Origin of the sequence: Phytobacter sp. RSE-02 (genome assembly GCF_040578655.1) — a bacterium.
In the GTDB taxonomy this organism is placed as follows: Bacteria; Pseudomonadota; Gammaproteobacteria; order Enterobacterales; family Enterobacteriaceae; genus Phytobacter; species Phytobacter diazotrophicus.
The window spans coordinates 13,961-26,526 of sequence record NZ_JBEULY010000007.1; the positions used below are offsets into that span (position 1 = coordinate 13,961).

The 12,566-nt window shown below is 54.3% G+C and carries 12 protein-coding genes; 7 read left to right on the forward strand and 5 right to left on the reverse strand.

Annotated elements, in window-relative coordinates:
* Nucleotides 1-206: 206 nt before the first annotated feature.
* The 3 genes from ABU190_RS15690 to ABU190_RS15700 all read left to right on the forward strand — a co-directional run bounded on the left by ABU190_RS15690 (nucleotide 207) and on the right by ABU190_RS15700 (nucleotide 3,682).
* The gene (locus tag ABU190_RS15690; RefSeq protein WP_354691792.1) at nucleotides 207-1,706 is read left to right on the forward strand and encodes a PTS transporter subunit EIIC; all 1,500 of its coding nucleotides are present in this window, start codon (nucleotides 207-209) and stop codon (nucleotides 1,704-1,706) included.
* Between the two features lie 92 nt (nucleotides 1,707-1,798).
* Nucleotides 1,799-2,815 (forward strand): Mal regulon transcriptional regulator MalI, encoded by a 1,017-nt coding sequence (gene malI, locus ABU190_RS15695; RefSeq protein WP_354691793.1) that lies wholly within the window; start codon nucleotides 1,799-1,801, stop codon nucleotides 2,813-2,815.
* A gap of 342 nt (nucleotides 2,816-3,157) precedes the next feature.
* On the forward strand, nucleotides 3,158-3,682 hold the full coding sequence (locus ABU190_RS15700) for a metal-dependent hydrolase (protein WP_071195797.1): 525 nt from the start codon (nucleotides 3,158-3,160) through the stop codon (nucleotides 3,680-3,682).
* A gap of 69 nt (nucleotides 3,683-3,751) precedes the next feature.
* Here the strand turns inward: ABU190_RS15700 and cysS are convergent, their stop codons facing one another.
* The gene (gene cysS / locus ABU190_RS15705) at nucleotides 3,752-5,137 is read right to left on the reverse strand and encodes a cysteine--tRNA ligase (protein WP_354691794.1); all 1,386 of its coding nucleotides are present in this window, start codon (nucleotides 5,135-5,137) and stop codon (nucleotides 3,752-3,754) included.
* Between the two features lie 174 nt (nucleotides 5,138-5,311).
* On the opposite strand from cysS, the gene ppiB reads away from it, so the two are divergent.
* The 4 genes from ppiB to purK all read left to right on the forward strand — a co-directional run bounded on the left by ppiB (nucleotide 5,312) and on the right by purK (nucleotide 8,251).
* Entirely contained in the window at nucleotides 5,312-5,806 is a 495-nt protein-coding gene (gene ppiB, locus ABU190_RS15710) for a peptidylprolyl isomerase B (protein WP_041852430.1), read from the forward strand.
* Nucleotides 5,807-5,808: 2 nt separating this feature from the next.
* Nucleotides 5,809-6,531: a UDP-2,3-diacylglucosamine diphosphatase gene (lpxH, locus tag ABU190_RS15715; protein WP_354691795.1), complete on the forward strand. Its 723-nt coding sequence runs from the start codon at nucleotides 5,809-5,811 to the stop codon at nucleotides 6,529-6,531.
* 146 nt (nucleotides 6,532-6,677) lie between these two features.
* The gene (gene purE, locus ABU190_RS15720) at nucleotides 6,678-7,187 is read left to right on the forward strand and encodes a 5-(carboxyamino)imidazole ribonucleotide mutase (RefSeq protein WP_354691796.1); all 510 of its coding nucleotides are present in this window, start codon (nucleotides 6,678-6,680) and stop codon (nucleotides 7,185-7,187) included.
* Nucleotides 7,184-8,251, forward strand: a complete 1,068-nt coding sequence (gene purK, locus ABU190_RS15725; protein WP_354691797.1) for a 5-(carboxyamino)imidazole ribonucleotide synthase — start codon at nucleotides 7,184-7,186, stop codon at nucleotides 8,249-8,251. The genes purE and purK overlap by 4 nt, the downstream gene beginning before the upstream one ends.
* An 87-nt stretch (nucleotides 8,252-8,338) precedes the next feature.
* On the opposite strand, the gene ABU190_RS15730 is transcribed toward purK, so the two are convergent.
* The 4 genes from ABU190_RS15730 to ABU190_RS15745 form a co-directional block, all read right to left on the reverse strand.
* Nucleotides 8,339-8,998, reverse strand: coding sequence for a methionine ABC transporter permease (locus tag ABU190_RS15730; protein WP_041852434.1), 660 nt, complete (start codon nucleotides 8,996-8,998; stop codon nucleotides 8,339-8,341).
* Complete coding sequence (sfbB, locus tag ABU190_RS15735) at nucleotides 8,991-10,007, reverse strand: virulence-associated ABC transporter ATP-binding protein SfbB (protein ID WP_354691798.1); 1,017 nt, start codon at nucleotides 10,005-10,007, stop codon at nucleotides 8,991-8,993. The genes ABU190_RS15730 and sfbB overlap by 8 nt, the downstream gene beginning before the upstream one ends.
* A gap of 57 nt (nucleotides 10,008-10,064) precedes the next feature.
* Nucleotides 10,065-10,901, reverse strand: a complete 837-nt coding sequence (locus tag ABU190_RS15740) for a MetQ/NlpA family ABC transporter substrate-binding protein (RefSeq protein WP_071195801.1) — start codon at nucleotides 10,899-10,901, stop codon at nucleotides 10,065-10,067.
* A gap of 410 nt (nucleotides 10,902-11,311) precedes the next feature.
* Nucleotides 11,312-12,457: a porin gene (locus ABU190_RS15745; RefSeq protein ID WP_110296114.1), complete on the reverse strand. Its 1,146-nt coding sequence runs from the start codon at nucleotides 12,455-12,457 to the stop codon at nucleotides 11,312-11,314.
* Nucleotides 12,458-12,566 lie beyond the last annotated feature (109 nt).

Below are 12,566 nucleotides of genomic sequence, written 5' to 3' on the forward strand. Positions count from 1 at the left end.
TCCCTCCCCATTACCCTTACCATCCGCACGGTCAATAATTGATCGCCTTCAAATAATCACATTTTGCTATGACCGAAAGTGAAATTTCAGTTGCGGAGAAGAATCGCTTCTAACACGATAAGTAGAACGTTTTACTAGAACGTTCTACTGACAATAAATGTGCGTATTTCGCGCAACAAAAAGCCTGGATTCGGGGGAATCACACGATGAATGTGTTATCAGGGTTTATTAAATCACTCTCAAAGTTGTCCATGATTGGGCGTGCATTAATGCTGCCCATCTCATTACTGCCGGCTGCCGGTCTGCTGCTGGCGTTTGGCGATAAGTTTCATTTACCGCTGATGATGAATGCCGGTGGGGTTATTTTCGATAACCTGCCGCTGCTGTTCGCCATCGGCTCTGCGGTTGGTCTGGCCTCTGAATCCGGGATTGCCGCCCTTTCTGCGGCCGTGTCGGTGTTTGTCACCAACATTACCATTAGCACCGTGCTATCAATTACGCCGGAAATGGCTTCACAGGGCGGGAAATATGCGATGGTGGTCGGTATCCCGTCGCTGCAAATGGGGGTGTTTGGCGGCTTAATCTGCGGCATCCTCGCAGCCTGGTGCTATAACCGCTTCCACACCATGCAGTTGCCTGAGTTTTTGGGCTTCTTCTCCGGTAAGCGTTTTGTCGCCATCGCCACTGCGTTTATGTCGTTTATTCTCGGCCTGCTGCTGCCCTACGTCTGGCAACATATCCAGGCGGGCATTGACGCGCTCTCCGTTATTGTTAACGGCGATAATCAGGCGGCCTCAACCTTTATCTTTGGCCTGACAGAACGTGCGTTAATCCCGCTCGGCCTGCACCATATCTGGTATCCGTCGTTCTGGTACTCCTTCGGTGACTACACCACTCAGGCAGGCCAGGTTATCCACGGCGACCAGACAATCTGGTTCAAAATGCTGGAAGAAGGCACCAAGTCGTTCAGCAGCGACACCTATCAGAACGCCGGTAAATTCATGCAGGGCGAGTTCCCGCTGATGCTGTTCGCACTGCCTGCCGCCTGTCTGGCGATGTACCACGAAGCGCATACCAAAAATAAAAAAATCGCTGCGGGTATTCTCTTTTCCGCCGCGCTGACCTGCTTCTTAACAGGCATCACTGAGCCGGTCGAATTTACCTTTATCTTCGTCGCGCCGATTCTGTATGTGTTCAATGCGATCATGGCGGGCCTGGCCTACATGTCCATGTACCTGATGCATGCGCATATCGCGAAGTCGTTCTCAGCCGGTCTTATCGACTACATTTCGTTTGGTATTCTGCCGTCGTTTAATGGCTATGAGACAAACTACCTGAATGCGGTGATCATTGGTGTGCCAATGGCGCTGATCTACTACTTTACTTTCCGCTTTGTTATCCGTCGGTTTGATATCAAAACACCGGGCCGTACCGAAGTGTCTGCGGACGCGAAAGACAAAACGGACGAGGAGCTGGTTATCGAGATTGTTGACCTACTGGGCGGCGCGAAAAACATTGATTCCGTTGGTTCCTGTATTACCCGTCTGCGTATTGAAGTGCTGGACGGCAGCCAGGTGAATAAAGAAGGACTTAACGGTGTGGGTGCACGCGGCGTGGTCTTTGTCGGGGATAAAGGCGTGCAGGTGATCTTCGGCGCCAGAGCCCAGTTTATTGCTCAGGCTATGGCGACATCGCTTGGCAAATAACCTTGTGCTGGTAAGGTGAAATAAGTCTCCTGTATTTATGCAGGAGGCTTTACTATTTCTGACTGATTATTCTGTACTTTCAGGGAGCACGATTGAAAAAGGTCAGCATCATTGATGTCGCTAAACTGGCGGGCGTTTCGGTTTCAACCGTCTCTCTGGTGTTGCGCCAAAAGGGAAAAATCTCCGATGCCACCATCGAGAGAGTTCAGTCGGCTATCAATGAGCTGGGATATGTGCACAACGTCGCGGCCGCTAATCTGCGCGCCAATACCTCGAACCTGATTGGCCTGATCTTGCGTGATTTCAGCGACAGCTTTTCCATCAAGGTGATGGCGAGCATTGTCCAGGAGCTGGAGCGTAAGGGCTATATGGTCTTCCTGGGGCAGCCGCTGGATGATCATGAGCACCTGGAACGCTGCCTGCTCTCTTTTAAGCAACAGGGCGTGGCGGGCGTGATATATCTCTCGTCGGATCCCCTTAATCCGCATTTACCGGAAAGAATCAGCCAGTGTCCGCTGCCGATGGTGGTGGTATCCCAGTCCATGCCTGCTGAGAGCTGCAATCTGGTGATGCGCGATAGCCGTCAGGCCGCAAGCCTTGCCACGCGCTACCTTATCGAACGCGGACATCGCAGCATCGCCTATATCGGCGGTATGGAAAAAGACCTGGTACGCCACCAGCGTTTGTTGGGCGTACACAGCGCCCTCAAGCAATACGGTATGGTGCTGCGCGATGAATATGCTCCCGCCTGCAGTGAATCGACCGAATCAGCCAGCCTGGCAACGCGTCATTTGCTGGAAAAAAACAACACCATCACCGCCCTGCTATGCCATTCGCCGAACGCGGTGATTGGTTCTATCAGCGGTATTCATCAGGTGGGGCGCACCATCGGCAAAGATGTCTTCCTGACGCAACAGGTGGCGCTGATAGGCTTCGAGGATATGCTCCACGTGAACCTCACCTCCCCCTCTTTTACCTATGTCTCGTCGGCCAGTGAAGAGGCGGGCCGTCAGGCTGCGGGGCTGATTATACGTAAGCTGAAAGAGCCAGATTTGCTGACGCAGACGATTACCCTTTCCGGGCAACTGGTGGTGCGGGAATCCGCATAATAACGCGAGTATTGGCCCACATTTTAATGGATGCATGCACTGAGTCATTCGCGTTGCATTACGGCGGCAGCATTCGCCACCTCCCCCATTTTTTTCAGGTGTCATGGCGCACTCTGCCGGATAAGTCACCCCATGCATCAGACCGGATATTTCGGTTTCGACATGCCCCGGAAAAATATCCCCCTCATTATGCAACAGACCAACTATCAGAAAACGCTGATGTTAATTTCCTGCCGCATCGCAAAAATAATTTTTCCTTTATATCCTGACTTTTCAGAAAACACACATCCGGCGATGTAAGCCGTCTCGTTTATACTCTTTTCTTTTGTTCAAGGACTGACAATGCCAACCGTTATTACTCACGCCGCCGTACCACTTTGCCTGGGGTTGGGACTCGGCAACAAGGTGATCCCCAGGGGATTATTGCTGGCAGGCGTTGCCCTTGCGATGTTGCCGGATGCCGATGTGCTGGCATTCAAGTTTGGCGTGGCGTACGGCAACGTGTTTGGTCATCGCGGCTTCACCCATTCGCTGTTATTCGCCTTTGTAGTGCCGATTCTGGTGACATGGCTGGGGCGACGCTGGTTTAAAGCGAGCCTGATGCGCTGCTGGGCTTTTTTGACCGTCTCATTGCTGTCGCACAGTTTGCTGGATTCGATCACCACCGGCGGCAAAGGGGTCGGCTGGCTTTGGCCATGGTCAGATGAGCGCTTTTTTGCGCCCTGGCAGGTGATTAAGGTCGCGCCTTTTGCCCTGTCGCGGTATATGACGCCTTACGGGCATCAGGTGATCATTTCGGAATTACTGTGGGTGTGGGTGCCGGGGCTCATTCTGATGGGCGTGCTGTGGCACTGGCGCTCCCGATAACTCAGGCTGCGTAACCGCCTTATCCGCTGTGGGGAGAGGGGAACATCGCGTTCCCCTCAGAAGCAGTAATTACTTACGGCGCCAGGTCGTACCCTGCGGGCCATCTTCCAGCACAATGCCCATCTCATTAAGACGGTCGCGCGCCGCATCTGCTGCTGCCCAGTCTTTCGCTTTACGCGCATCCAGACGCTGTTGAATCAACGCTTCAATCTCAGCCACTTCGCTATCGTCTGCCTGCGCACCGCTTTGCAGGAACGCATCGGGATCCTGTTCCAGCAGCCCCAGCACAGAAGAGAGCTTACGCAGATGCGAGGCCAGCGCATTCGCCGCCGCCATATCTTCTGATTTCAGGCGATTCACTTCGCGCGCCATATCAAACAGCACCGAATAGGCTTCCGGCGTGTTGAAGTCATCGTTCATGACCTCAACAAAGCGCGCTTCAAACGCCTCGCCACCGGCCGCCGCAACAGACCTGTCGGTACCGCGCAGCGCGGTATACAGACGTTCCAGCGCTGAACGCGCCTGCTTGAGGTTCTCTTCGCTGTAGTTCAACTGGCTGCGATAGTGGCCGGACATCAGGAAGTAGCGAATAGTCTCGGCGTCGTAATATTTGAGCACATCACGGACGGTAAAGAAGTTACCCAGCGATTTGGACATCTTCTCGCGATCGACCATCACCATGCCGGAGTGCATCCAGTAGTTCACATACTCGCCGTCATGGGCACAGGTTGACTGGGCAATTTCATTTTCATGGTGCGGGAACATCAGATCAGAGCCGCCGCCGTGAATATCGAAATGGCTGCCGAGTTGTTTGCAGTTCATCGCGGAACATTCAATGTGCCAGCCTGGACGCCCTTCGCCCCACGGCGAGGTCCAGCTCGGCTCGCCCGGCTTGGACATCTTCCACAGCACGAAGTCCATCGGGTTACGCTTCACGTCAACGACATCTACGCGCGCCCCCGCCTGCAACTGGTCGAGATCCTGGCGCGACAACTGACCGTAGTTCGGGTCCGTCGGCACAGAGAACATCACGTCGCCATTGTCAGCAACATAGGCGTGACCACGAGCGATCAACTGTTCAGTGATTTCGATGATCTCATGGATATGGTGCGTCGCACGCGGTTCCATGTCCGGACGCAGAATATTGAGGGCATCAAAATCTTTGTGCATTTCCGCGATCATTCGATCAACCAGCGCCACAAAGCTTTCGCCGTTTTCGTTGGCGCGTTTGATAATTTTGTCGTCGATGTCAGTAATATTGCGCACGTATTTCAGCTTATAGCCGATAAAACGCAGGTAGCGAGCGACCACATCAAACGCCACGAAAGTACGGCCATGACCAATATGACAGAGATCGTAAACAGTGATACCACACACGTACATGCCGACTTCCCCGGCATGGATAGGTTTGAATTCCTCTTTTTGGCGCGTCAGTGTATTGAAGATTTTTAACATCGAAGATTCCATGTAGACGTGTGTGGAACGGAAAAACGCATATATTACCTGTAATTCAATCCCGAAGCAGCACACTTTGCAAGGTGATCCAACCTCCCGGTTATGCTATAACAAGCGACTATCACTGACCCACAGTCGGGTCTGCGCACTACTCTACCGGAACAGGATGCAAAAATGGTTACTTTCCACACTAATCACGGCGACATCGTAATCAAAACTTTTGATGATAAAGCGCCTGAAACAGTTAAAAACTTCCTGGACTACTGCCGTGAAGGTTTTTACAACAACACCATTTTCCACCGTGTCATTAATGGCTTTATGATCCAGGGCGGCGGCTTCGAGCCGGGCATGCATCAGAAAGCAACCAAAGACCAGATCAAAAACGAAGCTAACAACGGCCTGAAAAACACCCGTGGCACCCTGGCAATGGCGCGTACTCAGGCTCCGCACTCCGCAACTGCACAGTTCTTTATCAACGTCGTGGATAACGACTTCCTGAACTTCTCTGGCGAAAGCCTGCAGGGTTGGGGCTACTGTGTGTTTGCCGAAGTGGTTGAAGGCATGGACGTGGTAGACAAAATCAAAGCCGTTCCTACCGGCCGCAGCGGTATGCATCAGGACGTGCCGAAAGAAGATGTCGTGATTGAAAGCGTGACCGTCAGCGAGTAATCGTGGCGACACTTTTTATCGCAGACCTTCATCTGCAAACAGAAGAACCGGCGATCACCGCCGGTTTTCTGCGTTTTTTGACAGGCACAGCCCGACAGGCTGACGCGCTCTATATTTTGGGTGACCTGTTCGAAGCCTGGATTGGCGACGATGACCCCACTCCCCTGCACCGTGACATCGCCGCCGCCATTAAGGCGCTGGTCGACAGTGGCGTGCCCTGTTACTTCATCCATGGCAATCGCGACTTCCTGCTCGGCAAACGCTATGCGCGCGAAAGCGGCATGCAGCTTCTGCCGGAAGAGAAAGTGCTCGATCTGTATGGTCGCAAGGTGCTGATTATGCACGGCGACACACTCTGTACGGACGACGCAGGCTACCAGGCGTTTCGCGCCAAAGTCCACAAGCCCTGGCTACAGAGGCTGTTTCTCACCCTGCCGCTGTTTGTTCGCCAACGTATCGCAGCCAGAATGCGCGCGGGAAGCAAAGCCGCCAACAGCAGCAAATCGCTGGCCATTATGGACGTTAATCCGCACGCAGTGGTTGTCGCGATGGAAAGACACCAGGTTCAGTGCCTGATCCACGGTCACACTCATCGCCCGGACGTGCACGAGCTTATCGCAAACGGTAAACCCGCCATGCGCGTTGTCCTCGGCGCCTGGCACACCCAGGGCTCTATGGTGAAAGTGACCGCAGACGACGTCGAGTTGATCCCTTTTCCGTTCTAAGAATTTGAACCGCTGATGCGCATGCTCCGCAACAGCGGATTGCAGCATTCATCGCCACGCAACCGTTTTCCTTGCCCGTTTTCCGTGCTATTCTTTGTGCCCTCAAAAGCTGTCCGTAGTCACACCCACAGGAGTTTTCTTAACGCATGTCTTCTGTTAACCAACCGGCGCGTATCGCCATTGTCATGGGATCGAAAAGCGATTGGGCGACCATGCAGTTCGCCACCGAAATTCTCGATATCCTGAATGTCCCGCACCACGTTGAAGTCGTCTCCGCTCACCGCACCCCCGATAAACTGTTCAGCTTTGCCGAAAGCGCCGAAGAGAACGGTTTTCAGGTGATCATTGCGGGTGCAGGCGGCGCGGCGCACTTGCCGGGGATGATTGCAGCGAAAACATTAGTGCCGGTGCTGGGTGTGCCGGTACAGAGCGCCGCGCTGAGCGGTGTGGATAGCCTCTACTCTATCGTCCAGATGCCGCGCGGTATTCCGGTCGGTACGCTGGCGATTGGCAAAGCCGGGGCCGCGAATGCCGCCCTGCTGGCCGCCCAAATTCTGGCCCAGCACGACGCCGAACTGCATCAGCGCCTGGCCGACTTCCGTCGCGCCCAGACCGATGAAGTGCTGGAAAACCCGGATCCACGGGGTGCGGCATGAAGCAGGTTTGCATTTTAGGTAACGGTCAGCTTGGTCGCATGCTGCGCCAGGCAGGCGAACCGCTGAGCATCGCCGTGTGGCCCGTGGGGCTCGATGCAGACCCGGAAGCGGTGCCGTTCGCCCAGAGTGTGATTACCGCAGAGATCGAACGCTGGCCGGAAACCGCGCTGACCCGCGAGCTGGCGCGTCATCCGGCGTTTGTGAATCGCGATGTGTTCCCGATTATTGCCGACCGCCTGACGCAAAAGCAGTTGTTCGACAAACTTAAGCTTGCCACCGCACCGTGGCAGTTGCTGGCAGACAAAAGCGAATGGCCTGCGGTCTTCAATACGCTGGGCGAGCTGGCGATTGTCAAACGCCGCGTGGGCGGGTACGACGGCCGCGGTCAGTGGCGTCTGCGTGCAGACGAAACAGAACAGTTGCCGGATGACTGCTACGGCGAATGCATCGTTGAGCAGGGCATCAATTTTTCCGGTGAGGTATCGCTGGTGGGCGCACGCGGCCATGACGGCAGCACGGTGTTCTATCCGCTGACTCACAATCTGCATCAGGACGGTATTCTGCGCACCAGCGTGGTCTTTCCGCAGGCCGACATGCGCCAGCAACAGCAAGCGGAAAGCATGCTATCTGCCATTATGCACGAGCTGAATTATGTGGGCGTGATGGCGATGGAGTGCTTTGTGACCCCGGCGGGCTTGCTGATCAATGAGCTGGCGCCACGTGTGCACAACAGCGGCCACTGGACGCAAAACGGCGCGTCTATCAGTCAGTTTGAGCTGCATCTGCGCGCGGTGGTGGATTTACCACTGCCGCCGCCGGTGGTTAATAGTCCATCGGTGATGGTCAACCTGATCGGCAGCAATTTGAATTATGACTGGTTAAAACTGCCGCTGGTGCATCTGCACTGGTACGACAAAGAGGTGCGTCCGGGCCGTAAGGTGGGGCACCTTAACCTGAACGACAGCGACACCGGCCTCCTGAGCGCGACGCTGGAAGCGCTGGTGCCGCTGCTGCCGCCGGAATATGCCAGCGGCATCGCCTGGGCACAGGCAAAACTTGCCTGACTGGCTCCCCGGCGGCGCTGCGCTTGCCGGGGCTACGGTTCAACTCGTAGCCCGGATCAGGCGGTCACGCCGCCATCCGGGAACATCTCAATGCCTGTCGCGCTTGTCCGCCCTTTGTGCCAGCCAGTCGCCCAACATCTGCACGACCTGCACCAGCACAATCAGCGCGACCACGGTGACAATCATCACCTGGGTTTCATAGCGGTAGTAACCGTAACGGATAGCCAGGTCACCGACACCGCCGCCGCCCACGATCCCCGCCATCGCCGAGTAACCGATCAGGCTCACCAGCGTAATGGTTAACCCACGCAGCAGACCCGCGCTGGCTTCCGGCAACAGCACCGTGCAGATGATGCGCATCGGACTGGCACCAAAGGCTTCCGCCGCTTCAATAATGCCTTTGTCCACTTCACGCAACGCGCCGTCCACCAGACGGGCATAGAAGGCGATCGCCGCCACGGACAGCGGAACCGATGCGGCAATCGGCCCGATGGTGTTGCCAAGCAAAAACTGAGTTAACGGCAGCAGCAGAACCAGCAGGATGACAAAAGGCACGGAGCGGATGATGTTCACCAGCACGGAGCTGATGAGATAGACCGCGCGGTTTTGCCAGAAGAGGTTTCGGTCGGTCACGAAGATCAGAAACCCCAGCGGCAGGCCACCGATGATCGCCAGCACCGTTGAGATGCTCAGCATCTGGAAGGTTTCACCAAACGCGAGGCTCAAATCGGCCAGTAAATTATCCACGGATCACCTCCACCTGAGCGGTACGGTTACGAATGTAGTCTACCGCCTGTTCGACAACAGCCGGGTCTTCTGCGGTAAGTTGCACCACCAGAATGCCGAGCGCGCGCTCACCGATATACTCAATTTTCCCGTGCAGAATATTAACCGCCACACCAAAGTTGATGGCCGCATCGGAGAGAACCGGCTGCTCAGCCGAATCGCCAATAAACAGGATTTTCAACAATTGTCCCGGCAGGTGCTCCCGCAGACGGTCCGGCAGCGTCAGATTCAACGTGCGTGAAACCAGTTGTTGAGTAAAGGCATGCTGCGGATGGGCGAAAATATCAAACACATCGCCGGTTTCTACCACCTTGCCGCCGGACATGACCGCCACGCGATCACAGATGGATTTGATCACGTTCATCTCATGGGTGATCAGCACGATCGTGATACCGAGCTGTGCGTTGATCTGCTTGAGCAGTTCGAGAATAGTGGCCGAGGTTTCCAGATCCAGCGCCGAAGTCGGCTCATCGCACAGCAATACGTCCGGGTGGTTAGCGATAGCGCGGGCGATACCGACACGCTGCTTCTGTCCGCCGCTCAGTTGTACCGGGTAGCGGTTTGCTTTGTCGCTCAGCCCCACCAGTTCAAGGATTTCCGTGACGCGCGGGGTGATCTTGCTGCGATCCCACCCCGCCGCCTTCAGGCTGAACGCCACGTTTTGCGCGACGGTGCGGGTATGCATCAAGTTGAAGTGCTGGAAGATCATGCCGATACGCTGACGGGCTTTACGCAGCGTCAGGCCTTCCATTTTTGAAATCGCCACGCCGTTCACTTTGACGCAGCCTTCACTCGGGCGTTGCAGGGCATTCAACGTACGCAACAGGGTGCTTTTCCCCGCGCCGCTGGTGCCAACAATGCCAAAAATCTCACCGGGCGCAATACGCAAGCTGACGTTGTCCACGGCACGCATGGGTTTCGCTCCCCGTACGGCGGGAAAATCCACGCACACCTTATCTATCTCAATCATGTGTCCCTCAAATAGCAAAAGGCAGGCCGCAGCCTGCCTGTTAACCCAGCGCTGCCTTTACTTCTTATCAGCGGCAGTCATCCACTCCGGTTTCTGGAAGGCACCGTAAACATTTTTCGGATCGTCAATCACCGCACGGTAAGCCGGAGATTTCACGACCTCAACAATGTCTTTGGCGAAGGGTTTATCCGCATCTTCACTGCGTACCGCAATGATGTTTTTGAGGTTCTCATCCAGATGTTCTTGCTTGATCGCAGTAGAAAGATCCAACCCAGCGGCAATAGCGAAGTTACCGTTAACCAGGGCTGCGGTGGCGCTATCCAGCGTACGCGGTAACTGTGCGGCTTCCAGCGGTTTAAACACCAGCCCTTTCGGGTTGCTGGCGATATCGCGTTCAGAGGCTTTGGTCGGATCGATATTGTCTTTAATAGTGATCAGATCCAGCGATTTCAGGAAACGCAGGCCACGGGCCAGGTTAGTCGGATCGTTGGACAGCGTAACGATGTCGCCTTTTTTCAGCTCATCGAGGCTTTTAATTTTGTGGGAATAGAAGCCCATGCCCGCCGTCGGTACGGTGATCAATTTGGTCAGCTTCAGCCCTTTATCCGCAGTGAATTTATCGAAATAGAGCGAGTGCTGGAACAGGTTGGCATCAATACTGCCATTCGACAGCGCCATATTCGGCTGCACATAGTCGCTGAATTCGCGCACCACGACTTTGTAACCTTTTTCTTTCAGTGACGGCTCAATGGCCTGTTTGACCATATCGCCATATGGCCCCGGCGCAACGCCGAAGACAATGGTGTGCGGATCGCTATTGGCCTGCGCGGAAGATAAACCGCATGCCAGAAGTAGTGCCCCAACGGTGGCGCGTAAACCGAGACGACGTCCCATACATTCTCCCTAACGAAGTGTGTCTGCTGTGTGGCGCACCGTCGACGCGGCGCGCTCCATATTCATTACAGGGATAAGATGGCATAAACATAACGCAGCGGTAATTGAAATAAATTCATGTTGTTGTGAAGTATGTCACTGAATGATGGGAGATTTTGCAAAGCTAAGGCGATGAAGCATAAAGAAAAGCGAAATTCAGTCGCCTTCCTTTATGCTTTTTTTAGATAAACAAAGTGAGATCTTTGCTAAGCAGAAGTGCAGGACGCAAATTCCGGGGTCAGTAGGCGTTATCGGCGCAGACAGGTTGAACACGGACAGCGCGCAGAAACCGGAACGGACACGCAGTACGTGGGGTTTCGAGCATTGCCCGGGTTCAAACTGGCAAGTCAGATAGCCAAATGCCTGGAATTTTAGAAGTCGTAACGCAGACGCACTAAGTTCATATCGCCCAGATCATCGGTGCTGGAGGTAAACACGTGTTCGTAATCCACGCGGAAACCATAATCCAGTTGGAAGCTGATACCTACACCGTTATCGATACGCTGATAGTTGCGTCCATTCACGTATTCGATGCGATCGCCCATAAAGTACGGCTGGACAGATTTCACAGCGTACTGATTAACCGGGATCTTATAACCGGCGAAATATTCAACGCCCCACGCATCACCCGCGAAGTAATTGTGAACCGTGTTTTTCTTGCTCAGCAGGAAGTTCTGATACCAGCCGCCGCCAGCGGAGAAGGTCCAGTTATCCGGCGTCCAGCTCAGCGCAGTACCGAGAATATTCTGGTCGTACGTTTTGCTGTCGTCATTGCCCGGATTGCGCATTTCGGCACGGGTATAGTTCCAGGCCGCGCCCCATGTCAGGGTGTTAGTCAGATGGTAATCCAGGCCCAACGAGCCACCACCTTTACGTTTGTAACGCAGACCGTTACCCGGCAGATATTCGTTATCATCGAACAGATATGAGGCGTAAACATCCGCATCCCCGAACGTATTCTTATATTTCAGCATATTGCGTGAGCGATAAGAGCCATCATAGTCGCCGTTGATACCGTTACCCGGCGCCTGACCGATCATGTCGTAATCCCAGATATCGGTTTTCGCCCCTACCACATCATAGTAAATGCTGTTTTGCTGACCGTAGGTTAATGTCCCCCAGGTTTTGCTTTTCAGTCCGGTATAGAGCATACGGCGCGTGGTGTCGTGGGCACCTTTTGCATAGTGGTTATCCCAGTCAAACACCGCCGGAATATTGACGCCCAGCTCGTAGTAGTTAATCCAACTGATGTCATCAAACAGGTAGTAATCACTGGCGAAGCGGAAACGGGTACCGCCGTCGAAGCCGTTACGTTTGTAAGAGCCTTTATCCCCATCTCCCGTCATCATGTTGAACTGCGGACGAATACTGCCGCCCACGGTGAAATTCAGACGGCTTAACGGATCGCCCGCCTGCGGATCTTGTTTCAACAGCGTGATCTCTGCTTGCGTTGCAAATGAGACCATCGCCAGTGCCGCGCCGATCGTTATCGCCAGCGCTTTTATTTTATGTGCCATGCTGTTTCCTTGGTTAATAAGCAGCCAAATAGTTGCCAGCTGAATATTAACGCCGATTAAGCACGCCATGTTGACGAGTTTTTCGTACTTTGTGCGCTTAAAAATCAGG